The sequence below is a fragment of the Streptomyces sp. NPDC016562 genome (assembly GCF_043076955.1).
Taxonomy (GTDB): Bacteria; Actinomycetota; Actinomycetes; order Streptomycetales; family Streptomycetaceae; genus Streptomyces.
In genome coordinates this window covers 83,507-108,608 of the sequence record NZ_JBIBRZ010000011.1, presented here as the reverse complement: position 1 = coordinate 108,608, position 25,102 = coordinate 83,507, and the positions used below count along the sequence as shown (strand labels likewise).

Annotated in this window: 30 protein-coding genes and 2 tRNA genes; 21 read left to right on the top strand and 11 right to left on the bottom strand. The window is 71.0% G+C overall.

Annotation, left to right across the window (positions count from 1 at the left end):
- Positions 1 to 29: 29 nt before the first annotated feature.
- Positions 30 to 587, bottom strand: coding sequence for a heme-binding protein (locus tag ACF059_RS31990; protein ID WP_392064208.1), 558 nt, complete (start codon positions 585 to 587; stop codon positions 30 to 32).
- A 376-nt stretch (positions 588 to 963) separates the two neighbouring features.
- On the opposite strand from ACF059_RS31990, the gene ACF059_RS31985 reads away from it, so the two are divergent.
- From ACF059_RS31985 to ACF059_RS31975, 3 genes are read left to right on the top strand one after another with little or no spacing between them, the layout of a single operon-like run.
- Positions 964 to 2,235 carry a sensor histidine kinase gene (locus ACF059_RS31985; RefSeq protein WP_392064205.1) on the top strand — a complete coding sequence of 424 codons (1,272 nt, stop codon included), beginning with the start codon at positions 964 to 966 and terminating at the stop codon, positions 2,233 to 2,235.
- Positions 2,232 to 2,855, top strand: a complete 624-nt coding sequence (locus tag ACF059_RS31980) for a response regulator (protein WP_392064202.1) — start codon at positions 2,232 to 2,234, stop codon at positions 2,853 to 2,855. The genes ACF059_RS31985 and ACF059_RS31980 overlap by 4 nt, the downstream gene beginning before the upstream one ends.
- 60 nt (positions 2,856 to 2,915) lie before the next feature.
- On the top strand, positions 2,916 to 3,419 hold the full coding sequence (locus tag ACF059_RS31975; RefSeq protein ID WP_392064199.1) for a hypothetical protein: 504 nt from the start codon (positions 2,916 to 2,918) through the stop codon (positions 3,417 to 3,419).
- Between the two features lie 228 nt (positions 3,420 to 3,647).
- Here ACF059_RS31975 and ACF059_RS31970 read toward each other — a convergent pair whose 3' ends face one another.
- Together ACF059_RS31970 and ACF059_RS31965 are read right to left on the bottom strand one after the other, a co-directional pair.
- Complete coding sequence (locus tag ACF059_RS31970) at positions 3,648 to 4,322, bottom strand: pentapeptide repeat-containing protein (RefSeq protein ID WP_392064196.1); 675 nt, start codon at positions 4,320 to 4,322, stop codon at positions 3,648 to 3,650.
- 50 nt (positions 4,323 to 4,372) lie between these two features.
- Positions 4,373 to 4,846 (bottom strand): GNAT family N-acetyltransferase, encoded by a 474-nt coding sequence (locus ACF059_RS31965; RefSeq protein ID WP_392064193.1) that lies wholly within the window; start codon positions 4,844 to 4,846, stop codon positions 4,373 to 4,375.
- A 187-nt stretch (positions 4,847 to 5,033) separates the two neighbouring features.
- On the opposite strand from ACF059_RS31965, the gene ACF059_RS31960 reads away from it, so the two are divergent.
- Complete coding sequence (locus ACF059_RS31960) at positions 5,034 to 6,416, top strand: NAD(P)/FAD-dependent oxidoreductase (RefSeq protein WP_392064190.1); 1,383 nt, start codon at positions 5,034 to 5,036, stop codon at positions 6,414 to 6,416.
- A gap of 85 nt (positions 6,417 to 6,501) precedes the next feature.
- Here the strand turns inward: ACF059_RS31960 and ACF059_RS31955 are convergent.
- The 3 genes from ACF059_RS31955 to ACF059_RS31945 all read right to left on the bottom strand — a co-directional run bounded on the left by ACF059_RS31955 (position 6,502) and on the right by ACF059_RS31945 (position 8,485).
- Positions 6,502 to 6,579: transfer RNA gene (locus ACF059_RS31955), tRNA-Thr, on the bottom strand.
- Between the two features lie 254 nt (positions 6,580 to 6,833).
- Positions 6,834 to 6,959, bottom strand: a complete 126-nt coding sequence (locus ACF059_RS31950; protein ID WP_392064188.1) for a hypothetical protein — start codon at positions 6,957 to 6,959, stop codon at positions 6,834 to 6,836.
- 587 nt (positions 6,960 to 7,546) lie between these two features.
- Positions 7,547 to 8,485: a restriction endonuclease gene (locus ACF059_RS31945; RefSeq protein WP_392064185.1), complete on the bottom strand. Its 939-nt coding sequence runs from the start codon at positions 8,483 to 8,485 to the stop codon at positions 7,547 to 7,549.
- Between the two features lie 333 nt (positions 8,486 to 8,818).
- On the opposite strand from ACF059_RS31945, the gene ACF059_RS31940 reads away from it, so the two are divergent.
- On the top strand, positions 8,819 to 9,025 hold the full coding sequence (locus tag ACF059_RS31940; protein WP_392064182.1) for a hypothetical protein: 207 nt from the start codon (positions 8,819 to 8,821) through the stop codon (positions 9,023 to 9,025).
- Positions 9,026 to 10,237: 1,212 nt separating this feature from the next.
- Here ACF059_RS31940 and ACF059_RS31935 read toward each other — a convergent pair.
- Together ACF059_RS31935 and ACF059_RS31930 are read right to left on the bottom strand one after the other, a co-directional pair.
- Entirely contained in the window at positions 10,238 to 10,930 is a 693-nt protein-coding gene (locus tag ACF059_RS31935; protein WP_392064180.1) for an HAD family hydrolase, read from the bottom strand.
- Positions 10,917 to 11,783, bottom strand: a complete 867-nt coding sequence (locus tag ACF059_RS31930; protein ID WP_392064177.1) for a GntR family transcriptional regulator — start codon at positions 11,781 to 11,783, stop codon at positions 10,917 to 10,919. The genes ACF059_RS31935 and ACF059_RS31930 overlap by 14 nt, the downstream gene beginning before the upstream one ends.
- A 153-nt stretch (positions 11,784 to 11,936) precedes the next feature.
- Between ACF059_RS31930 and ACF059_RS31925 the strand changes: the two genes are divergently transcribed.
- From ACF059_RS31925 to ACF059_RS31865, 13 genes are all read left to right on the top strand, one after another.
- On the top strand, positions 11,937 to 12,266 hold the full coding sequence (locus tag ACF059_RS31925; RefSeq protein WP_030764160.1) for a hypothetical protein: 330 nt from the start codon (positions 11,937 to 11,939) through the stop codon (positions 12,264 to 12,266).
- 2 nt (positions 12,267 to 12,268) lie between these two features.
- On the top strand, positions 12,269 to 13,618 hold the full coding sequence (locus tag ACF059_RS31920; protein WP_392064239.1) for an FtsK/SpoIIIE domain-containing protein: 1,350 nt from the start codon (positions 12,269 to 12,271) through the stop codon (positions 13,616 to 13,618).
- Between the two features lie 80 nt (positions 13,619 to 13,698).
- Positions 13,699 to 13,890 (top strand): hypothetical protein, encoded by a 192-nt coding sequence (locus ACF059_RS31915; protein ID WP_392064174.1) that lies wholly within the window; start codon positions 13,699 to 13,701, stop codon positions 13,888 to 13,890.
- 66 nt (positions 13,891 to 13,956) lie between these two features.
- Positions 13,957 to 14,622, top strand: a complete 666-nt coding sequence (locus tag ACF059_RS31910) for a DUF2637 domain-containing protein (protein ID WP_392064172.1) — start codon at positions 13,957 to 13,959, stop codon at positions 14,620 to 14,622.
- A 19-nt stretch (positions 14,623 to 14,641) separates the two neighbouring features.
- Positions 14,642 to 14,830 (top strand): mobile element transfer protein, encoded by a 189-nt coding sequence (locus ACF059_RS31905; RefSeq protein WP_392064169.1) that lies wholly within the window; start codon positions 14,642 to 14,644, stop codon positions 14,828 to 14,830.
- A 19-nt stretch (positions 14,831 to 14,849) separates the two neighbouring features.
- Complete coding sequence (locus ACF059_RS31900; RefSeq protein WP_360894141.1) at positions 14,850 to 15,005, top strand: hypothetical protein; 156 nt, start codon at positions 14,850 to 14,852, stop codon at positions 15,003 to 15,005.
- Positions 15,006 to 15,017: 12 nt separating this feature from the next.
- Positions 15,018 to 15,350 carry a SpdD-like protein gene (locus ACF059_RS31895; RefSeq protein ID WP_392064165.1) on the top strand — a complete coding sequence of 111 codons (333 nt, stop codon included), beginning with the start codon at positions 15,018 to 15,020 and terminating at the stop codon, positions 15,348 to 15,350.
- A 5-nt stretch (positions 15,351 to 15,355) separates the two neighbouring features.
- Positions 15,356 to 15,901, top strand: coding sequence for a GGDEF domain-containing protein (locus ACF059_RS31890; protein ID WP_392064163.1), 546 nt, complete (start codon positions 15,356 to 15,358; stop codon positions 15,899 to 15,901).
- Between the two features lie 94 nt (positions 15,902 to 15,995).
- A complete protein-coding gene (locus tag ACF059_RS31885; RefSeq protein ID WP_392064160.1) occupies positions 15,996 to 16,175 on the top strand; it encodes a hypothetical protein in 180 nt (59 codons plus the stop codon).
- 4 nt (positions 16,176 to 16,179) lie between these two features.
- On the top strand, positions 16,180 to 16,365 hold the full coding sequence (locus tag ACF059_RS31880) for a hypothetical protein (RefSeq protein WP_392064157.1): 186 nt from the start codon (positions 16,180 to 16,182) through the stop codon (positions 16,363 to 16,365).
- Positions 16,366 to 16,369: 4 nt separating this feature from the next.
- Entirely contained in the window at positions 16,370 to 17,773 is a 1,404-nt protein-coding gene (repSA, locus tag ACF059_RS31875) for a replication initiator protein RepSA (protein WP_392064154.1), read from the top strand.
- Between the two features lie 2 nt (positions 17,774 to 17,775).
- The gene (locus ACF059_RS31870; protein ID WP_360894159.1) at positions 17,776 to 17,979 is read left to right on the top strand and encodes an excisionase family DNA-binding protein; all 204 of its coding nucleotides are present in this window, start codon (positions 17,776 to 17,778) and stop codon (positions 17,977 to 17,979) included.
- Positions 17,979 to 19,124, top strand: coding sequence for a tyrosine-type recombinase/integrase (locus ACF059_RS31865; protein WP_392064151.1), 1,146 nt, complete (start codon positions 17,979 to 17,981; stop codon positions 19,122 to 19,124). Before ACF059_RS31870 ends, ACF059_RS31865 begins: the two co-directional genes overlap by 1 nt.
- A 71-nt stretch (positions 19,125 to 19,195) precedes the next feature.
- Here the strand turns inward: ACF059_RS31865 and ACF059_RS31860 are convergent.
- Together ACF059_RS31860 and ACF059_RS31855 are read right to left on the bottom strand one after the other, a co-directional pair.
- Positions 19,196 to 19,269, bottom strand: a tRNA-Thr gene (locus ACF059_RS31860).
- A gap of 109 nt (positions 19,270 to 19,378) precedes the next feature.
- Positions 19,379 to 20,548 carry a hypothetical protein gene (locus ACF059_RS31855; protein ID WP_392064148.1) on the bottom strand — a complete coding sequence of 390 codons (1,170 nt, stop codon included), beginning with the start codon at positions 20,546 to 20,548 and terminating at the stop codon, positions 19,379 to 19,381.
- Positions 20,549 to 20,835: 287 nt separating this feature from the next.
- Between ACF059_RS31855 and ACF059_RS31850 the strand changes: the two genes are divergently transcribed.
- The 3 genes from ACF059_RS31850 to ACF059_RS31840 all read left to right on the top strand — a co-directional run bounded on the left by ACF059_RS31850 (position 20,836) and on the right by ACF059_RS31840 (position 23,407).
- Positions 20,836 to 21,924 carry a sn-glycerol-3-phosphate ABC transporter ATP-binding protein UgpC gene (locus ACF059_RS31850; RefSeq protein ID WP_366868384.1) on the top strand — a complete coding sequence of 363 codons (1,089 nt, stop codon included), beginning with the start codon at positions 20,836 to 20,838 and terminating at the stop codon, positions 21,922 to 21,924.
- A gap of 255 nt (positions 21,925 to 22,179) precedes the next feature.
- Complete coding sequence (locus ACF059_RS31845; RefSeq protein ID WP_392064145.1) at positions 22,180 to 22,593, top strand: hypothetical protein; 414 nt, start codon at positions 22,180 to 22,182, stop codon at positions 22,591 to 22,593.
- Between the two features lie 28 nt (positions 22,594 to 22,621).
- Positions 22,622 to 23,407, top strand: a complete 786-nt coding sequence (locus ACF059_RS31840) for an NDP-sugar synthase (RefSeq protein ID WP_392064142.1) — start codon at positions 22,622 to 22,624, stop codon at positions 23,405 to 23,407.
- Positions 23,408 to 23,529: 122 nt separating this feature from the next.
- Here the strand turns inward: ACF059_RS31840 and ACF059_RS31835 are convergent, their stop codons facing one another.
- Positions 23,530 to 25,038: a DoxX family membrane protein gene (locus ACF059_RS31835; RefSeq protein ID WP_392064139.1), complete on the bottom strand. Its 1,509-nt coding sequence runs from the start codon at positions 25,036 to 25,038 to the stop codon at positions 23,530 to 23,532.
- Positions 25,039 to 25,102: the final 64 nt, after the last annotated feature.

The following is a 25,102-nucleotide window of genomic DNA, read 5'->3' as shown; positions in this document are numbered from 1 at the left end:
GGCGGCTCCCTGCCGCCTCTCGGCGGGGGCTACTTCGCCAGGGCGTCGACACCGGCCTTGGCGAACTTCTCGTCCAGGTCACCGCTCGGGGCGCCGGCCACGCCGATGCCGGCGACGGGGGCGCCGTTCGACTGCACCGGGGTGCCGCCGCCGAGGAAGAGGGTGCCGGGGATGTCCTTCAGGTTCGGGGTCTGGGCGAGACGGCCCGCGAGCACCGAGGTCGGGGCGTTCCAGGACACGGCGGTGAAGGCCTTGCGCTGGGCCGACTCGTAGGACTGCGGGCCGGCGCCGTCGCCGCGCAGGGTGACGATGGTGTTGCCGTTGCGGTCCACCACCGCGACCGTCACCTTCTGGTTCTCGGCCTGGGCGGCCTGCAGCGCGGCCTGGGCGGCGCGGGTGGCGGCGTCGACGGTGAGGTGCGTCGACGTGGTGAAGTTCTTGTCGCTCGTCTCGTCCTTCTTGGCCACGGCAGCGGCCGGAGCGCCGTTGGCGGCGGGCGTGGCGCTGGCGCTCACGGCGCCGAAGGTCCCGGCGCCCAGGGCGACGGCGAGGACGGTACCGGTGAGAACGCGGGTGCGGGTGTTCATCTCTGCTCCTGAGAAGGCGTGGAATCGGGTGAGGCGGTGACTTCTCCAACCCTCTCCCCGAACCCCCCGCCACCCCGTCCCCGTACCGGCTCCCCCCGCCGACCCCACCGGCTGACCCCAGGGTCAACCGATCGGCCGATGCGCCGCGCCCCCCAAGCCGACCACCATCACCCCATCACCCTGACCGCCCCCACGCTTCAGCCCCGCCGCCCCACATTCAGCCCCGCCGCCACAATCAGCCCCGCCGGCGTTTGAGGCGCGGGGGTCCGGGGGCAGCGCCCCAATCCAGCCTCGCCGGCGTTTGAGGCGCGGGGGTCCCGGGGGCGGCGCCCCCGGCAACGGCGCGGCACCCGACCCCACCGCCGACAATGGACCCATGCCCCGAACCGAGGAGCAGCCCGTGCCCCCCGCCCCGCCGCGCGACGACACCCGCACTCTGGCGACGGTCGCGCACACCGCCTTCTTCCTCCTCCTCGGCGCCTCCCTCATCCGCTTCCTCCTGCGCCACCCCGGCGACCCCCGCACCGCCTGGATCATCGCCCTCAGCATCACCCTGGCCCTGCTCTACGTCCTCGGCCCCGCCCTAGGCACGGGCCCCGGCCCCAGCAGAGGCACCAGCAGCGGCCCAGCCACAGGCAGAGGCCCAGCCCCCGCCACCCGCACGGGCAAAGGCCCCACCCCCACCACCCGCCGCCTCCTCTGGCTCGGCCTGGTCGTCACCACCTGGGTGGTCCTGGTCGTCCTCGCGCCGAGCTTCGCCTGGTGCGCCGTACCGCTCTTCTTCACGGCCCTGCGCACCCTCCCCCCACGCGCCGCGATCGTCCTGGTCGCCCTCCTCACCGGCCTCGTGGTCATCGCCCAGCTGAAGCTCGCCAAGTCCTTCGACCCCAACCTCCTCCTCGCCCCGCCCGCCGTCGCCGCCCTCGCCACCGCCGTCTTCGTCCACATGGAGCGCCAGGCCCAGGCCCAGCGGGCCCTGATCGACGACCTCATCCGCACCCGCAGGGAACTGGCCGCCACCGAGCGCCGCGAAGGCACCCTCGCCGAACGCCAGCGGCTCTCCATGGAGATCCACGACACCCTCGCCCAGAACCTCTCCAGCCAGCAGATGCTGCTCCAGGCCGCCGACCGCACCTGGGACGCCGACCCGGCCACCGCCCGCGCGCACGTCCGTACCGCCACCGGCATCGCCGCGCACGGCCTCGCCGAAGCCCGCCGGCTCGTCCACGACCTGGCCCCGTCCGAGCTCGCCGACGGCGCCGGCCTCGCCGACGCCCTGCGCGCCCTGGACGCCGGCCCGGACATCGACGTCCGCTTCCACCTCGAAGGCACCCCGGCCCCGCTCCCCGACCGTGTCCAGTCCGCCCTGCTGCGCATCGCACAGGGCGCGCTGGCCAACGTCCGCGAGCACTCCCGCGCCCGTACGGCCGCCCTCACGCTGAGCTTCCTCGGCGACCAGGTCGTCCTGGACGTCGCCGACGACGGCCACGGCTTCGCCGAGCCCCGCACCGACGCCGCCGAACGCGGCCACGGGCTGCCCGCCATGCGCGCCCGCGTCCGCCAGCTCGGCGGCACCCTGACGATCGAGTCCACCCCGGGCGAGGGCACCGTCCTCTCCGCCGCCATCCCCCTGGAGCCGACCCCATGACGACGATCCTGCTCTGCGACGACCACGTGGTGGTCCGCGCCGGACTGCTCGCGCTCCTGGGCAGCGAACCGGACATCGAGGTCCTCGGCGAGGCGGGCAGCGGCGAGGAGGCCGTCGCCCTGGCCGCCAAACTCCGCCCCGACGTGGTCCTGATGGACCTCCAGCTCGGCGAGGGCATCGACGGCGTGGAGGCCACCCGCCGCATCACCTCGGCCCCGCACCCCCCGCACGTCCTGGTCCTGACCACCTACGACACGGACGCGGACATCACCCGGGCGATCGGCGCGGGCGCGACGGGGTACCTCCTGAAGGCGGAACGCCCCGAGGAGCTCTTCGCCGCCATCCACTCGGCCGCCCAGGGCCGCACCACCCTCTCCGCGCCGGTCGCCAGCCGCGTCATGGCCCACATGCGCGGCGCCCGCCCCACCCTGACCGACCGCGAGCTCGACATCCTGGGCCAGCTCGCGCGCGGCCTCGGCAACCGCGAGATCGCCCGGGCCCTGTTCATCAGCGAGGCCACGGTCAAGACCCACCTGGGCCGCATCTACGACAAGCTCGGCGTCGACACCCGCGCGGGCGCGGTCGCGGTGGCCAAGGAACAGCGCCTCCTCCCCTCGTAAGGCCCGCTGCCCCCTGCCGGGCGTGCGAGGGGCCCCGATCCGCGTGACACCATCGGATACGTGCTCGACATCGGCTACTCCCTCTCCCGGCGCTTCCCGGACCCCCCGCAGACCGACTACCGCTCGGCGGACGTCCACTCCCTGCGCCACGACCTGTTCTGCGGGGACGTCTACCTCGCCGACACCGACAAGGACCGGGAGGTGTCCACAGCCTGGGGATGGGTGCCCGTACTGGACTTCGCGTGGGCGCTGTGCGACATCGTCGAGCAGCTCGACCAGGACCCGCGCGGCAACCGCTCCGCGAACCGCCAGCACGCCGAGCTCGACTTCACCGAGTCCACGGACCGCATGCTCTTCGAGCGCCGCTTCGGCTGGGTCGACATCGAGGCCGACTGGATGCCGCCCGAGGAACCCCCTCTCACCTTCAGCCACCGCCTGCTGCGCCGAGAGGCCCGCGACTTCCTCCACGACGTGATCGCGGACCTGGTCGACATGCACGACGGCCTGGCCGACAACCCCATCATCTGGACCCTCCAGTCCCGCTTCCCCCGCGTCCCGGCGTAACCCCTGCGGGGCCGCCCCACTCCAGCCCCGCCGGCGTTTGAGGCGCGGGGTCCGGGGCGGAGCCCCGGCAACGGCGGCCCGCCCGGCCGACTACCCCCACTCCAGCCGCGCCGCCCATTCCAGCCCCGCCGGCGTTTGAGGCGCGGGGGTCCGGGGGCAGCGCCCCCGGCAACGGCGCGGCACCCGCCCCGGCCAGCTCGGCCCGGGCCGGCCACACCCTCCCGCCCGCTACGCGATCACCCGCACGCCCAGCTGCCCCGCCAGCGCCGGCGCCAGCTCGAACGGCTGCCCCGGACTGATCACGGCCCCGGCCAGCCCCTCCACCCCCCGCACGATCTCCAGCACGCTCGCCGCCCGCAGGTCCACGTCCACCATCCGCACCCCGCTGAAGTCCACGCCCCGCAGCGCGCAGTCCCGGAACTCCACCCGCTCCAGCACCGCACCCCCGAAGTCCGGCTCCACCAGCACGCACTCCTCGAAGACCACGTCCCGCAGCCGCGCCCCCCGCAGGTTCAGGTAGTCGATCTTCCCCCCGCGCACCACCACCCGCTCCAGCACGCCCCCGTGCATCCGCACGCCACCCAGCCGCGCGTCCACCAGCTCCACGTCCCGCAGCGACGCCTCCGACAGGTCGGTCCCCACCCCGCGCACGCCCTCCAGTACGGAGTCCAGGAAGCGCGCCTTCGCCAGCCCCGCCTCGTCCAGCACGCACCGCCGCACCGCGCAGTCCATGAACCGGGCCCCGGCCGCGTCCTGCCCCGTGAGGTCCAGGTCCGCGAACTCCAGCGCGTCGTAGTCCCCGTCCGGCTCCAGTCCACCCCCCTCCCACGCCGACAGCCCGGGCAACCGCACCTCCGGCCGCCGCGCCGCCTTCACCGTCTGCTGCTGCCCTTTTCGCGCCATCCCCCCATCGTGACCCACACCACTGACAAGCCCCCCGGACACCGACCCCGCTACGCGGCCCCCAGCTCGGCCAAGGCCCCGTCCGTCAGCCGGTACACCGACCACTCCTCCTGCGGCCGCGCGCCCAGGCCCTCGTAGAAGTCGATGGCCGGCGCGTTCCAGTCCAGCACCGACCACTCCAGCCGCTCGTACCCGCGCTCCACGCAGAGCCGTGCCAGCTCCCGCAGCAACGCCTTGCCGTGGCCGGCGCCCCGCACGCCCGGCCGTACGTACAGGTCCTCCAGGTAGATCCCGTGCACCCCGCGCCACGTCGAGAACGACAGGAACCACAGCGCGAAGCCGACGACCTCGCCGTCCTGCGCCTGCGCGACGTGCGCGAACACCGCCGGCCGCTCCCCGAAGAGCGCCTGCCGCAGCTGCTCCTCGGTGGCGCGTGCCTCGTGCGGCACCTTCTCGTACGCCGCGAGCTCGCGGATCATCGCGTGAAGAACGGGAACATCGGTGACCACAGCGCTACGAATCATCCGAGCACCCTAATCCGACGCCTCCGAACCGGGCGGCACCCACTTCCCCCACCCCTACGGCCCCGGCCACCCCACCCCTACGGCCCCCACCACCCCACCCGCACCGGACACCCGGCCCCGCATCCCGCCCCACCGCGCGACAGTCCGTCCCTGGACACCCCCGCGCCACCCCCTGTAGCAATCCCCCATGACGATCAACGGCGGCATTTCCTTCTGGTACGCGACCGACCACACCACCCCCCGCACCCCACCCCGCGCCCCCCTCACCGCCCACGCCACCGCCGACGTCGTCATCGTGGGCGGCGGCTACACCGGCCTCTGGACGGCGTACTACCTCAAGCGGGCCGCGCCCGACCTCCGCGTCACCGTCCTCGAACAGAAGTTCTGCGGCTACGGCGCCTCCGGCCGCAACGGCGGCTGGCTCTACAACGGCATCGCCGGCCGCGACCGCTACGCCGCCCTGCACGGTCACCCGGCCGCCCGCCGCCTCCAGCAGGCCATGAACGACACCGTCACCGAGGTCATCGAGGTCGCCGCCAAGGAAGGCATCGACGCCGACATCCACCGCGGCGGCGTCCTCGAAGTCGCCCGCACCCCCGCCCAGCTCAGCCGCCTGAAGGCCTTCCACGCCGCCGAACTCGCCTTCGGCGAAACCGACCGCGAGCTCCACGACGCCGCCGCCACCCAGGGGCGCATCGCCATCGCCGACGCCGTCGGCTCCAGCTGGAGCCCGCACGGCGCCCGCGTCCACCCGCTGAAGCTGGTCAAGGGCCTGGCCGCCGCGTGCGAACGTCTCGGTGTCGTCATCCACGAATCCACCCCGGTCACGGAGATCTCCGCCGGCAAGGCCGTCACCCCCTACGGCACCGTCCGCGCCCCGCACGTCCTGCGCTGCACCGAAGGCTTCACCGCCGCCCTCAAGGGCCAGAAGCGCGCATGGCTCCCCATGAACTCCTCGATGATCGTCACCGCGCCCCTGCCGGCCGACGCCTGGGACCGGTTGGGCTGGTCGGGCCGGGAGGTCCTGGGCGACATGGCGCACGCGTACATGTACGCCCAGCGCACCGCCGACGACCGCATCGCGATCGGCGGCCGCGGCGTCCCCTACCGCTTCGGCTCCCGCACGGACAACGACGGCCGCACGCAGCCCGCCACCATCGAGGCCCTCACCGCCCTCCTCTTCTCCTTCTTCCCGCAGCTCACGGGTACGGAGATCACGCACGCCTGGTCGGGTGTCCTGGGCGTCCCCCGCGACTGGTGCGCCACCGTCACCCTGGACCGCGCCACCGGGCTCGGCTGGGCGGGCGGCTACGTGGGCTCGGGCGTCGCCACCGCCAACCTCGCCGCCCGCACCCTGCGCGACCTGGTCCTCGGCGACACCACCGAGCTGACCACCCTGCCCTGGGTGGGCCACCGCGTCCGCCGCTGGGAGCCCGAACCCCTGCGCTGGCTCGGCGTCCAGGCCCTCTACGCCGCCTACCGCGAGGCGGACCGCCGCGAGAGCGCCTCGCACAGCCCGGCGACAACCCCCCTGGCCCGCCTGGCGGACCGCATCTCGGGCCGCCACTGACCCCGGCGACGCCCGCCGAAGACCCGCGGCCGGACACGCCGAAGGCCCCGGACCTGAACGGTCCGGGGCCTTCGAAAAGCAGAGCCCCCTGTCGGGTTCGAACCGACGACCCCCGCTTTACAAGAGCGGGCGGGCAATCCAGGGGCTGACCTGCCAGCTCGCCGCCTGGGCAATGCCGGTGGCGTACACCGCCGTTGCTCCCGACTCCCCGTGGCTCCCCGCCACTTCTGGCACGGAAGTGGCACGGCCCGCCTTCTGTTCCGTAGATCTAGCCGGATCGGTCAGCGACGGTCATACCGGCTGCTTCACGGCCTCGTCGGAGTGCTGGCGACCGGGGGCGGTTGCGGTGGTTGCGGTACGCCACTGCTGTACCGCCAACCCTGCGAGCCCCGACTCGCGCCGGGGCCCGCGGCTGGATCAGCTGGCGTAGTCGCGGGGGTCGTACCCGTGGTTGCAGCCGGGGCAGAGCGTCAGGTCCTCGGGGTCGTCCGAGTACGGGTTGGGGATGATGCCGCCGTCGCACTGGGGGTCGGTGCAGGCCATGGTGTGCTCCTCGGAGGTCGGTGCCGTTGTCCTGATGGGCACCGCCCCTGCACGGCCTGGGAGGGCGCACAAGGTGGAGCGCCCCACTGGACGAACGACCTTGTGCGCCCTCCCAGGCCGTGCTGCCCTCGGGATCAGGACAGCGGTGCCGACCGGCAGCCACCACACCGGTAGCCCAACCTGCGGCCTGGACCTGGTGGCGATCCCGCACCCACCCCAGCGGCAGTAGATCCGGGCTCAAGTCCATCAACGTGCACCCCTACAGCTAACGCCCGAGCCTTCTGCCCTGTGACTGGCTTTAGGTCTCATGCCGACAGGAGCTATGAGCTTGGGAATCACCGATCTTCGAGGCCCTGAAAGCCCTGGGACCTGTGCAAACACGCGTAGGAGGTGGGACCTTCGCGCTGTTTGGAGCCCGGTGTTGTCCGTGGCTGTCCGCCCCACCTGGCACGCATCTGGCAACGTCCGGTGTCTCAGGTTTCCGCGGGCCGGGACACAGGTGCCGTGCCCCAAGGCGCTGCCGACATTAATACTGCTGCATCACTCAGGTGATGCAGCATTACTGAGGCCAGCCCGGGGCCGACCTGCTAGGGCTGCATGTCTGAGCTGCTGCTTTCGAACGACTTGCCGGCAGGCCACAGGACCACGCACTCCTGGCTCGCTGCAAGGTCGATCAGGTCCTGGCGGGGCTTGGACGGTAGAAGAATCGCGCGCGTGACCGGTTTTACGAAGCGGCTGTAGTCGGCAAGCTGCCCAATGGCCATGCGCACGTTCTCACGCGTGACGCTCCCCTTCGCCTCGACCAGCAAACCGATCCCTGGGGCGTAGAGGTCGGTCAGCAGGGGACGGGTTTCGCCGTCGGGCAGGATCCGATGCCGATGGACCTGCTCCCCCTTCGACCTGAGGTAGTCGCTGAACTGGAGAACGAGCTTGGCTTCCCGCCGCTCTGCCTCGTAGGGCTCGCGGCTCGGGTTGACGAACGCCTTCTCGGTCTCCTGCTGCTCGATGTCAACGTGCACGACAGGCTCGGGCTGGTTGCGTAGCACCCGCCCCAGCTTCGTTCCCGGCTCCTGCACGGGGGTGTCCACCGGCCGCAGCCTGAAGACGATCACCTTACGGAGCGGCCCGTCACCGGTCTCCGGAGCGTCGGCCTCGTACCAGCTGTCAACCTCGAACTCGCCGAGGTAGGTGACGACCCCGCGGGCGCCCTGGAAGACGCGAAGCGCGCGGCCTTCGGCGCGGTGATTGAGGATGCTGGCGTTGCCCGACAGCATCCGTTGGTCGCCGTACTGCCCTTCGCCGCTGTAGTGGAAGAGTCCGTCCGGCATCCACCCGTCGTAGTAGCCGTGTTTTTCGCCGGCGATCGGGTCCGTAAAGATCATGACGTTGGGCGTCTTCGCCGATGGGCCGATGCCCCCCTGAGTCCGACCGCCGTACTCGGCGTGCAGCCGCTTGCGCTCGATCGTCTCGCCGGGTGCGAGACCCCACATCACGCCGGCTGGGTCCGCGACGTTCACCTCCGTCATGTGCAGCTCTCCTCTTCGTTCGTGCCGATCTACTACGGCGTGTCGTAGTGTACTCTGCTCATGCGCTGAAGGAATCAGATGCGGGAATCCGACCCGCAAAAGCCGCATCCAAATCGGACATGCGGTAGGTCGAGGAGGCGCGGGGGAGGAGCTTGTTCGGGGGCAAGCCAAGAGGAAGTACAGGTCTGTTGGATTGCCGGATAGGGCCTCGCGGGGCGCTTGACGGCCTAGATCGAGAACGCGGCTACGGCCCCTGCAAATGGAGCAGGCGGCCACCCGTTGCACCGGGGGCCGCCCTTGAACACCTCGTTCATCACTCCAGGAGGCATCCACATGAAAGTACGACGAACCCCGTCGGATGGCGAGCGGCGCCGCCGCCCCAACCGGAAGATGGTGGCGCTCGTCGCGGCCGGGGCCGTCGCGTTCGGACTCGCCATGATCGCGCCGGCCGCCGGCTCGGCCCTGGGAGTCGCCGCCGCGGTCGTCGCGGTTCTCCCCACCGACCGTAGGGGAGGCAAGGGCGGCGACGAGGAGAGGTAACTCCCCTCCCAGCGCGTACTGGCCACCACTAGCCAGGCCCCTGACCTCTGTAGCGGTCAGGGGCCTGGTCTGTGCAGCCTTCTGATCCGTAGCTCTAGCCAGACCGGTCAGTGACGGTCATTCCAGCCACGACACAGTGCCTCCAGCGCATTAGCCATCAGATTTGGCTGCCGCGGTTGCGGTACACCGCTGCGGTACCGACGCCCACGAGCGCAGATACCAAAGTCACGGCGTCGACGTACGCCCCAAGAGCCTGTGCTGACGCTGGAGAGAGAACCAGCACTATGACGACCACTGCAATAACCCAGCTCCCTGGGATGGGGTTTGACAGATCCCCCTGGGGAAGAGCCACACTCATCAACGAGCCTCCAGTTGGCTTGGGCCCCCCTGACCGCACGCACGGCCAAGCACTTGCGGTCGGGGTGGGCTCTTTTCTTGCTGCCGGACCGTAGCAACAGTTCGGCCAAGCCCCTGTGCGCATGATTCGCAACACGACAACTCTCCGTTGAAACGATCGTTTCAAGGATCACAGTGCGTGGTTAGCAATGGAAACGATCGTTTTACTGGGTTGCTCTGCGTTAAAGGATGGGGGCGACATAGACGCACTGCTGCACGACCATGACTGGGCCGCTCACAGAATGTACGCGGGCTCACAACCGCAGGATGGCCGATTCTCGCCAGCGATCTGGAGCGGCGTTGGTCGATGTCATGCCAAGACTGAAGCTGAGCGTGTCGACCGGGTCGCCCACCACCCACCCCAACTCCCATCCCGTCTGCCGTCGGCCCACACGCATGTGGAGCGGACGCGGTGCCGGGCGTCCAGGTGGAGCGCGCCACTGTACGAACGACCTGGACGCCCGGCACCGTGTCTGCTCGGCTTGTCCTGGGCCGATGGCAGATGGGATGGGAGTTCCCCGCCCCAGCCATCCACGGGCCGGCACCCGCGAACGGTGCCCCCGCCATCCCGGAGCCTGAGGCCCCCGCCGGAGGCATGTCGGTGACAGATGGAACCGGCGGCCCGTAGGGGACTGGCTCATGCCCTTTGGCCTATCCCGCCTTGCAGGGGCGGGCGTCGGCGCAGCGCGCGCGGAGCGGGCCGAAGGCAGGAGCGTCGCGCGGAGCGGAGCCGGGAAGCCCGCCCGGCGGAGCGGAGCGCAGCCGGGTGCTTGATGAGGTAGAGAAACCTGTAACAGGTCCGCGCTGCTCCTACGGCTACGCCGTGATGAGCGCCTCGGCGATGGCCGCCATGTCGTCCGTGACTGTGTCAGCTCCCGCTTCGGCGAACTGGGCCGCCTTGTGGGGCTTGTTGGCGTAGCCGATGACCGTCGTACCGGCTGCATGAGCGGCCTGGATATCCGTCAGCGAGTCACCGATCAGCGTGCAGTGCGTGACGTCCACATGCGCCTGCTCGGCCGCCGTGATGAGTGGGTACGGGTTCGGCTTCATCAGATGGGGCTGACCAAAGGGCCGGCCGACGATCCCGGCAACGTACTCGCCCAGACCGTGCACCTCCACGAAGCGCCCGACGCAGTCAGCCGAGTTGTTGCTCACAACCATCACGACCCGCCCGGACGACTGCGCGGCTCGAAGGGCTTCCACCGCTCCCGGAGTCGGCGGCCCGGCCACGGCAACGGCTTCGATTTCTGCCTCCGTCAGCGCACGCTCTACTTCCTGGCCAATGGCGGTGTCCGCTTCGCGGGCGATGCGCAGGACCTCGATCGGGTCGTCGGTCTCGGCGGCCTTGGCACCCGCGGCTTCGTCATGGGAGGCGAGAAGCACGGTGAGCTGCTCAGCGACCTTGGGAGCGGGCAACCCGGCGAACACGTCGCACATGGGGCCGTCGAAGTCGAAGAAGACGACCCGCGCGTTCGCAAGCACCCCTGAGAGCCGGTCATCGTGCGTCAAGGTCGAAGTCCCTTCCGATGGTCTCCCACACGCTGTCGAACCACATTCGGGCCTGCTGGACCTGTTGTGCTCCGCTGGAGGACTCGCCGTCGTTGATCGAGTGGTGGAAGAGCGTGGCGTCCTTGCCCACGAGGTCGTAGATCTCGATCGTCTCGCCCTGGGCGACGACCTTGTTGGGGCGGATCGGGTAGTACCCGAAGAACGCGTCCTCGTCGTTGATCACGTAGAGCTTGAAGAACTGGGTTCCGCTGTGAACGCGGACGCTGATCTGGGTCTGAGCGACAAGACCCAGGTGCTCCAGCTCGGTAATGGCATCTCGGATGCTGCGGGTGTAGCTGACCATGATGTCGTGCATGCGGTCGCGAAGCCGCTTGTCATCCGCGCCGTCATCCATCCGCACCGGCGCGGCCTGGGGCACCGACATGTCCGGGACGAGTATCCGGACGGCGATGCTCGACGGCGTGAGTCGGCCGACCCGGATCTTGTCGAGCGGTTCCTGAAGCGCCCCATGCAGCGTCTCGCTGGAGAACCCGGCAAAGTCGATCGTCACGCGGTCCTTGGAAAATGCCTGCTCGACGTACGGGCGCAGGCCCGCCGGCCGCTCGGTCCGGTTGCGCACGTAGACGCCGCTGCCCTTGCGGGAGACCACCAGGCCCTCGTCTTCGAGGTCGCGCAGCGCGCGCTGGATCGTCGCCCGAGCGAACCCGTAGTACTCCGTCAGCTTCGCGTGTGACGGGAGCTTCTCGCCTGGGCCCAGCTTCCGAGTGCGGATGGCGGCGCTGAGGCTGCTTGCCACCTGCTCGTACGGGGCTCGGTCGTCGTCTGGATCGAGGGGCTCGGGGACGAAGGTCATGGGTCGATGGTAGGCGACACCACCAGAGGCAGGACAGCCATGCCAGTCATGTTGTTGACATGGCTAGCCATCTCTCCTACCTTCGAGATGTGACCAACCGGGATAGCCAAGTTGGTCATCTAGCTCCCTGCTGGCATCTCTGAAGGAGAAACCATGCCGTCGTTCAAGGTGGACACGTCGACCGCCGTGGTGTTCGTGGCCACGGCTCCGACCCCGAAGCTCGTGAGCAAGCAGACCGGTGAACGGGCGATGGACCGGGAGACGGGCGCTGGCCTCTCCACGGTGGGCCTGCTGATTTCGGACGAGGGGGAGGGCAACCTCTACCAGGTGACCGTCCCGGAGACCGGTCTTCCCGAGGGTCTGATGCCGGGTATGCCGGTGTCGGTGATCGGCCTCAAGGCCCGGGACTGGGAGAACACGTTCAACGGCCAGACCCGGCACGGCATTTCGTTCCGCGCCGTCGCCATCACGGTCGGGGCATGACCATGGCCGACCTGACGACCTTATGGGAGGTCGGCCTTCCCTTGGCCGGTGCGGGCGGTGGTCTCGGATACGCGAAGGTCCGCGCCCCACGCGTGTTCTGGTCCGTGGCGGGCCTGCCGGTGGCCCGGGTTCGGTTCGCGGTGACGTACCGGGCCACGATGGACGTGTGCGGACTGACGGTGCAGCCGTCCCGCCTCCGGGCCTTCGTGGTCCGCAACGTGGCCCGCCGCAGCGACGTACAGCCGGTCCCGCCGAAGGTCCGCCGGGTGCGGGGTTCCTCGACCGGTATGCGGGTCACCCTGCGCCTTCCGGCCGGGCTGGAGCCCTCCGACGTGATGGCGGCCTCCGAGCGGCTGCGCCACGCCTGGGGTGTCCACTCCGTCCACGTGGTGGAGACGAAGCCGGGCTTCGTGGAGCTGCGGATGACCGGCTACGACGTACTGCGGCGGGTGAAGATGCCGCGTCGGCGCCCGTGCGGGCAGATGGTGGTCCCGGTCGCGCTCCGGGAGGACGGCACCGCGTTCGTACGGGACTACCTCAAGGTGCCGCACGCGCTGACACTCGGCGCGAACCAGTCGGGCAAGTCCATGTACCTGCGCAACCTGATCGCCGGGCTTGCCCCGTTGCGGGTCGCCCTGGTCGGGATCGACTGCAAGAGGGGGGTCGAGCAGCGCCGGTACGCGCCGCGCCTGTCGGCGCTCGCCGTCACACCGGAGGAGGCGTCAGGCCTCCTGGACGCGCTCGTGGGCGAGATGGAAAGCCGCTTCGACCTGCTGAGCGACTACGGTGCGGCCGATCTTTGGGCACTGCCCGAGGAGGTCCGGCCCGTGCCGGTCGTGCTGCTCGTGGACGAGGTGGCAGAGCTGTTCCTCGTGGCCAGTAAGAAGGACGAGGACCGCCGGGACCGGATGGTCATGCAGTTGGTCCGACTCGGGCAGATGGCCCGCGCGGCCGGCATCTACCTGGAGGTCTGCGGCCAGCGCTTCGGCTCCGAACTCGGCAAGGGCGCCACCACGCTCCGCGCCCAGCTCACCGGCCGGGTGGTCCACCGCGTCAACGACAAGCAGACCGCCGACATGGGCCTGGGCGACATCGCCCCGGACGCGGTCGTGGCCGTGACGACGATCCCGCCCGACAAGCCCGGCGTCGCGGTGGCCGGTGATACCTCCGGCGGCTGGTCCCGGATCCGCACCCCCGAGTTGAGTGCTGAGGAAGCTGCCAAGATCTGCGCCCAGTTCGCGCACCGGACCCCGGTCCTTCCCGCCCTCTCCCCGTACCGGCCGGTGATCCCCACCGTGGCCCCGGCCGCCGGGTCCGTTCCGCTCGTGAAGCCGACTCCGGCCACGGACTAGCAATCCCCTCTCCTCGGTCGGCGCGACCGTCTCGCGCCAGGTCCCTACCCGACCCATGCCCGAAACCGAAAGGAATCGCCATGACCACCGAGAAGAAGGCACCGGCCCGACGACCCCAATCCCCCAAGCCCACACCGGCCGCCGAAGCCTGCGGCACCTGCGACGGGTCCGGGGAGACCACCACGACCGTCCGGGTCGGGCGCAAGCGCCGGGAGATCGGCGCCACTCAGTCCGGACTGTGCCCGACCTGCCTCGGCACCGGCACCGCCTGACCCGTTCCCCAACCCGCTGGTGCCGGAGAACCGCACCCCGCACCGGCCTCCCGAAAGGAGGCGACCGTGTCCCGCACTCTCCGCCTCGATGCCGTGCTCATCCAGGCCGTCATCGCCGGTGCTCTGTCCTTCGCCCACCTGCACGACCTTGCAGCAGCAGCCGGACAGGACGGCTGGAAAGCGTGGGCCTACCCGGTCAGCGTTGACCTGCTGCTGGTGGCGGCGTGGCGTCGGATGCGCACCGATGAGGAGAACCGCGACGCATGGCTGTGGTTCGCCATCGCCCTGATCGCGTCGCTCGGCGCCAACGTCGCCACCGCCGGACTGCTTGACCTGAACAACGTCCCAGCCTGGCTGCGGATCCTTGTCGCTGGCTGGCCAGCGCTCGCCTTCCTGGGCGGCACGCTCCTCGCCCACTCGGCCGCCCCAATCCGAGAGCCGGAGCGCACGGATCAGCTACGCGTCGAACCCGCTGCGGACGTGATCGTGGAGCGCGCGCCGGAACCGGCTTCCGAGCTGGCGCCGGCCGAACCCGATCCGCGGTCCGCGCCCCCGGAGCCTGTTCCGATCCAGCCCTCTGTGCCCGTCCCGCCCGCTCTGCTCGACCACGCCCAGAAGATCGCGGACGCCCACAAGGCACAGACCGGTGACCCGATCGACACGGCGACTCTGCGGAGCCGCCTCGGCATCCCGCCCGCACTGGCGGATGCCATCGCCACCCAGCTCACCTGACAGGAAGGGAGACAGACCCGTGCGCCCGAACCGCTTCTACCAGGTCATCCGCTTCGGCCCCGTGACGGTCGGCAGCTACAGCGACGGCCGGGGCCGCACCCTGCACACCGCCGTGTGCACCGCCCCCGGCTGCGACTTCTCCGCCGACTACCGCAGTCGCGCCGCCGCCGAACTCGCCGCCCGCACGCACCGCTGCAACCCGCGCTGATCACAAAGGAGACCACGTCATGGACGTACCGCTCTGGCTCGCCCTGATCGCCGTCGGCGCCCTCGGCTACAAGCTCATCCGTCCCCCGCTGTGGCTCGTGGCCGTACTCCTCATCGGCGGCTACCTCCTCGCCAACAGCTCTCTCGCCCCGCTCATCGACCCGATCACCAAGTAGGGAGACCCCGCCATGCTCCGACCGCGCATCCCGGTCAACCCGCTCCCGACCGGCATCATCACCCCGCCCGCACAGCCCGTCGCCCTCTCCGGCATCCAGCCCACCCGTGAGACCTCGCCTATGGCACCCGAGCACCACGCGGCGCCGACCACCCCGGCACGCACCACGGTCCAGCTCACCCCCGGCAGCGTCGTCGCCCTCGCCGCCGGCGGTGGCGCCGTCGTGCTCGTCGTCGGCGCCGTCCTCGTCTCGATGCTCCTCGCGGTCGCCATCACCGGTGTCTCCGTCGCCGTGATCGCCGTGGTCCTGCGCCTGCTGGTCAAGGACCTCCAGAAGGGGTGGTGACGCGGATGGACACGCACGTCATCGCTGCGGGCTTACCGGCCCTGGGCTGGGCCCTCCACGGCGGAATGCTCCTGCGTCGCCTGGCCACCGCCCGCCGTGACCCCCTGACCGGCCTTCACACCCGCGCCGGTTGGACCGCTCGCGCCGAACGCCTCATCGCCAAGAATCCGAACGCGCTTGTGATCCTGGTCGACCTGGACGACTTCAAGGCCGTCAACGACAACCACGGCCATGGCGCCGGAGACGCGGTGCTCACCGCGACGGCCCGCCGCCTGGCCACCTGGTGCGGACGACACGGCATTGCCGCCCGCCTTGGCGGAGACGAGTTCGCCGCCATCGTCACCGACCCTGGCCGCACCACGGGCCTGCGCGACCTCCGGGCCGCCTTGGACCAGCCCGTCACGTACACCGGCTGCACCCTGCCGGTCTCGGCCTCGGTCGGCCACTGCCACCGCGACCACCTGCCGGTACCGGCCCTCACCGATGCGCTGTCCGCCGCGGACTCCTCGATGTACGCGGCCAAGGGCCACGGCAGGCGCAACACACGCTGAGCGGCCCCCGGGGCGGCCTCGGTCGCCAAACTTCCGCCGCCCCGGGCGCCTGAACCCCTCCCAGATCCCACGGACCCGAAAGGGACAACTCATCATGCCCCAGCACGCCCCGACCCCGCCCGTCTGCCGCGACTGCGACGGCTTCGCCACCGCCACGATCACCACCGGCGCCCGTACCTCCGACGGCACCCGGTCGACCATCCGCGTCAACTGCCCGACCTGCCGGGGCCTCGGCCGCACCATCCCCTCGGCCCTCGTCCGGCTCGGCCGGTGACGTCATGACGAAGCTGACCCCGACGAACAACGCGCCCGGGCTGCACGTCAGCAAGCCCTCCCCGTCCGAGCCCGCCACCGCCTCCGCCGTCTGCCACTGCGGCGCTTCCGCCTCCGCCAAGGGAGACGCACAGGTCGGTGCCCTGGTCGCCGGTTGGAACGCCAACCACGGCTCCGCCCACAGGAAGTGATCGCGTGACCGACACCGTCACCGCGGCGGGCCTGGACCCGGCCACCCTGAGCGACCTGCTCCGGGTGGCCGGGGCCCCCGGCTTCGACCGGCTCCACGAACAGATCCGCCGCACCGGAGGATGCGCCGCCCCGATCCGCCTCTCCGGCGGCACCAAGCTCCTCGACCCGGCCACCCGCACCGTGATCCACGCCTACAACACCGACACCGAACCCGGCGGAGTCCTCCGCGTCGCCTGCGGCAACCGCCGCGCCTCCCGCTGCCCCGCCTGCGCCTGGACCTACGCCGGAGACACCTACCACCTGATCCGCGCCGGCCTCATCGGTGATCCCGCCAAAGGCACACCCGAGACGATCCGCGATCACCCCCGCGTCTTCGCCACCCTGACCGCCCCGTCCTTCGGCCCCGTCCACAACCGGCCCGGCGCCCGCCCCTGCCGCTGCGGCATCCGGCACCCCGAGGACGCCCAGGAACTGGGCACCCCGCTCGACCCGGACACCTACGACTACGCGGGCGCGGTGCTGTGGAACAACCACGCCTCCGAGCTGTGGCGCTACTTCACGATCTACCTCCGCCGCGAGATCGCCCACCGCGCCGGCCTCACCCAGAAGGCCGCTCGCGAGCAATCCCGCGTCTCGTTCGGCAAGGTCGCCGAGTACCAGAAGCGCGGAGCCGTCCACTTCCACGCCGTGATCCGCTTCGACGGACCGGACGGCCCCGACACCCCACCGCCCGCCTGGGCCACCCTCGACCTACTCACCGACGCCATCCACGCCGCCGCCGCCCGCGTCCGCGTCGTCGTACCGGCCATCCCAGAGCACGGCATCGACAACGACTGGGTGCTCCTGTGGGGCGAACAGATCGACGTCCAGCGCATCGTCGCCTTCGGCAACGGAGAGGAACTGACGGAGCAGGCGGTCGCCTCCTACGTCGCCAAGTACGCGACCAAAGCGGCCGAGACGACCGGCACCGTGGACCACCCGGTCGGCAACAAGGAGGCTCTTGTTCTCCTCGGCGTGCCCGACCACCCCCGACGCCTCATGGAAGCCTGCATGGACCTCGACCGGGCATACCCGGACCGGCGGCTACGCGCCTGGGCTCACATGCTCGGCTTCCGCGGTCACTTCTCCACCAAGTCCCGCCGCTACTCGACCACCCTCGGCGCCTTACGCCAGGTCCGCGCCGACTACCGCGCCGCCCAGCAACGCGCCTCCCTCGGCCTGCCCGACCCGGACGACCACCCAGAGGCCACCCTCCTCGTCGTCGCCCACTGGACCTATGCCGGCCACGGTTCCACCCCCGGTGAGTCCTGGCTCGCCGCCAACGTCCGCCGGAACCTCCAGCACAACCGCGAACACGCCCGCGAGCACCGCACTGAAATCGAAGCACTTACCGGAGAGGAGTGGTGACCATGGCCGCGCGCCTGCTCACCGTGGAACAGGTGGCCTCGCTGCTCGGCACGACCGTCCGCTTCCCTCGGCGGCTGATCGAGGAGCGGCGCATCACCTTCGTGAAGGTCGGCCGGCACGTCCGCATCCCGGAGCCCGCCGTCGAAGCGTTCATCGAGACGCACACCGTCCGGCCGGTCGAGCGTCGATTCCGGTTGGGGGCCTGATGGCGAACCGTGGGGGAAGACGGCGCAGCTTCGGCAGTGTGCGACAGCTCGGGTCGGGCCGCTGGCAGGCGCGGTATCGGGATCCGCTGTCCGGCGAGACCAAGTCCGCGCCGCGCACCTTCGACACCAAGACAGATGCCAATGTGTGGCTGACCACCATCGAGGCCGAGATCATCCGGGGCACCTACCAAGCCCCCGACGCTGGCAAGGTCACCTTCGGGCCCTATGCCGACGACTGGCTGAAGCATCGCAAGCTGGAAGACCGCACCCGGGAGCGGAGTGAGGGCGTGATCCGGCTGTACATCAAGCCGACCTTCGGCGCCGGGACAGTGGCGGCGATCACCACACCGCGCGTCCGGGCATGGCGTACGGCCCTGCTGGAGTCCGGCGTAGGAGAGCCGACCGTGGTCAAGGCGTACCAACTCCTCCGGGCGATCCTGAACACGGCGGTGGACGACGAGCTGATCCGCCGCAACCCGTGTCGTATCAAGGGCGCCGATCGCTATGACGTGCCGGAGCGGCCCATCCTCACCGTGGCTGAGGTGTACGCCGTTGCCGACGCCATCCAGCCGCACTACCGGCTCCTCGTCCTCCTCGCCGCCTTCACCACGCTCCGGTTCGGTGAGCTGGCGTCCCTGCGTCGCCGGGACCTCGACCTGGCCCGCTGCGTGGTACTGGTCCGTCGCGCCCAGTCCGAGCTGCAGAACGGCAAGCTCGCTGACAAGGCGCCGAAGTCCGCCGCCGGCGTTCGACCGGTCGCCTTCCCCATCGAGCTCGCCCCTGAGGTGTCGCACCACCTGGAGCACTTCGCCCGCACGGGACAGGACGGCCACCTCTTCCAGGGTCCCCGCGGCGGTCTGCTGCGGCGAAGCAACTTCCGAGACGACTGGAACGCCGCCCGAGAGAAGGCGGGCGTTGACAGTGGGGTGCACTTTCACGACCTGCGCCACACCGGGAACACTCTGGCGTCCAGCGCCGGGGCGAGCACCCGTGAACTCATGACGCGGATGGGCCACAGCACGACCCGGGCCGCGCTGATCTACCAGCACATGACGAGTGACCGTGATCAGCACATCGCCGGGAAGCTCGGGGAGATGATTCGCCGCGCACGGGAGGAGAGCGATCCGCCGCCTTCTGGCACGTAGGTGGCATGGCAGTGATCATGCAGAAGGGCCAGCGCCGGGCAAACATGCCCTTGCGCTGGCCCTTTGCCGTGAGCCCCCTGTCGGGTTCGAACCGACGACCCCCGCTTTACAAGAGCGGTGCTCTGGCCAGCTGAGCTAAGGAGGCAGGGCCGCCATCACTCTACACAGGGCCCTTTGCCTCAGCCATCACATTGGCTGCGGGCACCGCACGGGAGGGGTCGCACGAGGGGTCACAGGAAGGGGCACGGGAGGGGTCAGGCCGTGCAGCCGGGCACCGTACCGGCGCAGTTCGTCGGCAGGTTCTTGACGATCTTGGTCTCGGTGAGGGTCACGCCGGCGCCCTCCCCGTTGTTGAGGCCGCCGCCCAGGACCGCCGCGCGGTTCTCCGCGATCGTCACGTGCTCCAGCGTCAGCTGCGTGACGCCGCCCGCGTTCTCCTCCACGTTGTTGATGCCGCCGCCGTTCTGGCCGGCCTGGTTCGCCTCCACCTTGGTCTTCTTCAGCGTCGCCGTGCCGGCGTTGTTGAGGCCGCCGCCGTCCAGAGCCGCCCGGTTGTCGGCGATGGCCGAGTCGTGGACTTCCAGCGTCGCCTCCTCGCCGTTGTTGACGCCGCCGCCGTTGCGACCGGCCCAGTTCTCGACGACCTTGGTGTACCTGAGCTTCGCCGTGCCCAGGTTGTCGATGCCGCCGCCGCTGCCGTCGCGGGCCACGTTGTTGGTGATGAGGCCGTGGGCGACGGTGAGCGTGCCCTCGTTCTCGATGCCGCCGCCGCTGCCGTCGGCCGCGTTGCCCGCGACCGTGGACTTGGTCAGGGTGACGGTGGCGTCCGCGTCGTTGCTGATGCCGCCGCCGTTGCCGGCGATCCCGTTCGTGGTCACGGCGACGTTGGTCAGGACCTCGCTGTCGACGAGCGTCGTGCTGCCGGCCGTGTTGTGGATGCCTCCGCCCTCCCCGTCGGCCCGGTTGCCGGCGACCTTGCTGTCCTCCAGGCGCAGGGTGCCCGCGTTGTTGATGCCGCCGCCGTACCCGTCGGAGTGGCCGCCGGCCACGGTGACCCCCTTCAGGAGGAGTTCACCGCCCTCGTTCACCCAGATCATCCGGAAGAGCGGCAGGCCCTGGGTGGCGGACCGGATCAGGGTCGAGTTGCGCCCGACGATCTTGACCTTCCCGGTGATCGCCGGCAGGGCCGTGCCCGAGTCCTCGAAGTCGTCCGTGAAGGTGTACGCGCAGTCCTTGGCCAGCGTGATCGTGCCGCCGTCGTCGTTCGCGTTCGCGTCACCGACCGCGGTGAGGAGCGCCGCGACGTCACCGCAGGCCACGCTCACCTTCAGCGGAGCCTGGGCCATGGCGGCCGGTGCGGCCCCCAGGCACAGGCCGACGCTCGCGGCGACAGCGGATCCGATGACTACGAGACGATTCTTCATTCGGTTCTCCCTCTCGGTGCCAAGCCGGGCCGGCGCCACCGCACGGGAAGCGCCCCCAAGACGCACCAGAGGTATCGCCTGCGCCCGGCCGGATCCCGCACCTGGGTTCGGACCCTCCGCAAGTCCATGCGAACGGTCGCCACCCGGACGGAGTCCGAGACGAGACCTCCCGGGTGCTGACAGAAGCCGTCCGGACGGGTAGCGTCGGGCGGAAAGTCCGCTTACTGGACTAGACCTTCCACTCGGATCGTCCGGCACGTTCCTGCCGGTAGAAGGGATTCATCACCATGGCTTCTGTCACGTTCGACAAGGCGACCCGGCTGTACCCCGGCGGCGACAAGCCCGCCGTCGACCAGCTGGAGCTGGAGATCGAAGACGGCGAGTTCCTCGTCCTCGTCGGTCCGTCCGGCTGCGGCAAGTCCACCTCGCTGCGCATGCTCGCCGGCCTGGAGGACGTCAACGGCGGCGCCATCCGCATCGGTGACCGCGACGTCACGCACCTGCCCCCCAAGGACCGGGACATCGCGATGGTGTTCCAGAACTACGCGCTGTACCCGCACATGTCGGTCGCCGACAACATGGGCTTCGCGCTCAAGATCGCAGGCGAGGACAAGGCCACCATCCGCCGGAAGGTGGAGGACGCGGCGAAGATGCTGGACCTGACCCAGTACCTCGACCGCAAGCCGAAGGCGCTCTCCGGTGGTCAGCGCCAGCGCGTCGCCATGGGCCGCGCCATCGTGCGCAAGCCGCAGGTGTTCCTCATGGACGAGCCGCTGTCGAACCTCGACGCCAAGCTCCGCGTCTCCACCCGTACGCAGATCGCGGCCCTCCAGCGCGACCTCGGCATCACCACGGTCTACGTCACCCACGACCAGGTCGAGGCCATGACCATGGGCGACCGCGTGGCCGTCCTGAAGGACGGGCTGCTCCAGCAGGTCGACACCCCGCGCAACATGTACGACCGCCCCGCGAACCTCTTCGTGGCCGGCTTCATCGGCTCCCCCGCCATGAACCTGGTCGAGGTCCCGATCACCGACGGCGGCGTCAAGTTCGGCGACAGCGTCGTCCCGGTGTCGCGCGAGGCCCTGTCCGCCGCGGCCGACGCGGGCGACCGCACGGTCACGGTCGGCGTGCGCCCCGAGCACTTCGACATCGCGGAGTCCGGCGGTCTGACGATCGTCGTGAACGTCGTCGAGGAACTGGGCGCGGACGGCTACGTCTACGGCTCCACCACCGCCGCCGAGGGCTCGCAGGACCTCGTGGTCCGCGTCAACGGCCGCCAGGTGCCGGAGAAGGGGTCCAGCATGCACGTGGTGCCGCGGGCCGGCGAGATCCACGTGTTCTCGACGTCCTCCGGTGAGCGCCTCTCCGACTGACGCGCCGCAGGGCCGAGGGGTTTGAAGGGGCGTCCCGCCAAGGGGCGCCCCTTCGCCGTCCGTTGACCGCGCGAGCCCCTGGCAGGACCCGGGCACGGCCCGGCGGGGCCTGTCGCCGCGGCCCCCCAGCAACCCCGGCAGACCGGGCCATTCGGGCCCGCGCGTCAACCCGTAATTCGAAAAGCCACGTCGAACCATCCCCCGACCGAGTGACAGAATGTCGCCAAATCTTCACCGAGCGCTACTCTCGCCCTCGTGACCCACACTGCCCGCCGTATCGGCCGTTCCCTCGCCCTGGTCCTGCCCGTCGTCCTGGTCCTGTCCGGGACCCTCGCGGTCACCATGGTCCCCTGGGCGGACACTTCCTCCTCCCAGATCCTGACCGCCTCCGCCGAGGACGTCTCGGTGCCCGCGAAGCCGCGTGCCGCACACGACGTGCTGCGCGACAAGCTCGTCGCCGAACTCCGGGAGGGGCAGGCGCCCGACGACGTCCTCACCCACCTCCAGCGGGAGGTGGACCGGCGGCCGTCGCTCGCCGAGCACTGCGTGGGGATCGCGCGGGCGCTGGGGCGGGCCGCCGTCGACGCGTACGGCCCGACGAAGGCCCAGTCCTACGCCCGGCCGGTGTGCGACACCGCGTACGCGTCCGGCGTCGCCTCCATGGGCTGACGCAGCCCGCGTCCCTACGCTGGCCGCCATGGCCGACAACCACCGCCCCGCGCCCGCCCCTTCCGCCGCCGACGCCGTACCCTCCGCAGCCGCGGACCCCGCCGCTCCGTCCCAGGCAGTCGTCCTGGCCGGCGGCCAGGGTTCGCGGCTGCGTCCGTACACGGACGACCGCCCCAAGCCGATGGTCGAGATCCCGGGGACGGGACTGCCGATCATCGGCCACCAGCTGGCCTGGCTGGCGTCCGAGGGGGTCACGGACGCCGTGGTCTCGTGCGGACACCTCGCCGAGGTGCTCCAGGAGTGGCTGGCCGGGGCCCGGTTGCCGTTGCGGGTGACGACGGTGGTGGAGGAGCAGCCGCTGGGGCGCGGCGGCGGCCTCAAGTACGCCGCCCGGCACCTCCCGCACCCCGACCGGGCCTGGTACGCGACCAACGGCGACGTATGGACGCGGTTCTCGCTGCGCGAGATGGCGGCCTTCCACACGGAGCGGGGCGCCGTGGCGACGCTGGCGCTGGCCCGGCCCCGGATCCCGTGGGGCGTGGTGGAGACGAACGAGTTCGGGCAGGTACTGGACTTCATCGAGGCCCCGCCGTCGCCGTACGCCGTGAACGCCGGGGTGTACGTGTTCGGGCCCGAATTCGCCGCGCTGCTCCCGGACTTCGGGGACCACGAGCGGACGACCTTCCCCCGGCTGGCGCGCGAGCGGCGGCTGGCGGGCTTCCCGCTGCCCCAGGGGGCCTACTGGCGGGCGATCGACACCGCCAAGGACCTGGCGGAGGCGGCCCGGGAGTTGGCCGCGCAGACGGCTTCCTGAGGCCGCGCGCATCCCGAGAACGTACGGGGGGCACCTGCGGCGGCACACGAAGGGGCCCGGCACGCTCGCGCGCCGGGCCCTGTTCCGTGCCGGTCGTGCCGGTCGGTCTCAGCCGAGGAGCCTCAGCCGAGGAGTCCTCCGACCAGGCCGGACTGCTTGGTCGGGGTGGTGCTGCCGCTCGTGGTTCCCGAAGTGGTCGGCGCCTTGGGCGAGGTGGACTGCCGCGGGGTGCTGCGCGGGGTCTGCCTGCTCGTGGTGCCCTTCGTCGCGGTGGGCGACTCCGAGCCCGTGCCCGCGCTCTCCCGGGTGGGAGCGGCCGAGGCCTTGGCCGACTTGGCGGCGGACTCGGTGGGGGAAGCCGAGGGGGACGGCGCCTTGGAGGGCTGCTGGGTGGGCTGCTGCCGGGCCGGGGTCTGCGGCAGCGGGCGGCCGGGCAGGTAGTTGGTCGGGGCCTCGCCCGGGCCGGGCACGGTGACGACGGTGGTGGAGCGGACGGCGCCGCCGAGGAGCGAGCCGATGAGCAGGGTGAGCCCGCAGACGACGGTGGCCATGACGGCGCCGCGGCGCAGGACGCGCCGGCGCAGCCGCCAGACCTCCGAGCGCGGTCCGAGGGTGCGCCAGGCCTCGCCGGCGAGGCGCCCGTCGAGGGAGTAGACCGGGGCGCCCGCGATGATCAGCGGGCTCCAGGCGGCGAGGTAGATGATGTCGGGCGCGTCGTAGGCGGGCACGGTCTTCCAGCTGACCGTCATCAGCAGCGCGGCGGAGAGCAGCGCCCCGAAGCAGGCGGCGAACCGCTGCCACAGGCCGAAGACGGTCAGCACGCCCACGATGACCTGGAGGAAGGCCACGCTGAGGCCCGCTCCGACCGGGTGCGCGAGGGCGAAGTCGCGCAGCGGTTCGGCGAGCGCCCAGGGGTGGAGGGTGCGCAGCCAGGTGACCATGGAGCCGCGCTCGCCGCCGTCGAAGTAGACGGGGTCGCACAGCTTGCCCATGCCGGCGTAGATGGAGATGAACCCGAGGAAGACGCGCAGCGGGAGGAGCACGACGCCGAGGTTCATGCGGCGGCCCGGGTAGTACGAGGCCTGCGCGCGGGTGTCGTTGGCGCCCCGCCGGGAGTCGGCCCCGGGCCCCGTGCCCGCCCCCGGGCCGGACGGCTGGCCGGGCGGGAGGTCCCGTACGGCGGCCAGCGGGCGGGTCTCGCCGGGGTCGCCGTAGGTGCGCTGGCCGATGACGGTCGGCGTGGCGACGGTCTCGTCGGCGAGGTCGTGGGCCAGGTCGAGGCGCGGGATGACCTGGGTCGCTCCGCCGTCGTACGCGTCGGGGTCGCGTCCGGCCTCGCGCACCGCCTGGAGGAGTCCGCCCATCGCCGCGGCGTCGCCGGCGTCGGACTTGCCGCTCCAGACGACGGGGGCCCTGCGGCGGGTGACCCCCGCGGCGGCGACCGCGGCCCCGCCGAGGACGGGCGCGCGGCCGGGGACCTTCGAGGGCTTGGAACGCGCGCTCGGGGTCGGTGCGAGCCGCACGCGGAAGCTGGCGTGGTTGACGATGACCTGTGCGGGATCGCACGGCACCTTGACCATGCTCAGCGCGGGCTGGTCGTCGAAACCTGGCGTTCTGGTGTCCACACTCATCTAACCGAGTGATCAGTGTTTAGGACACTGCCTTGACATCAGGGATCTGTCCGAGACCCGTCAA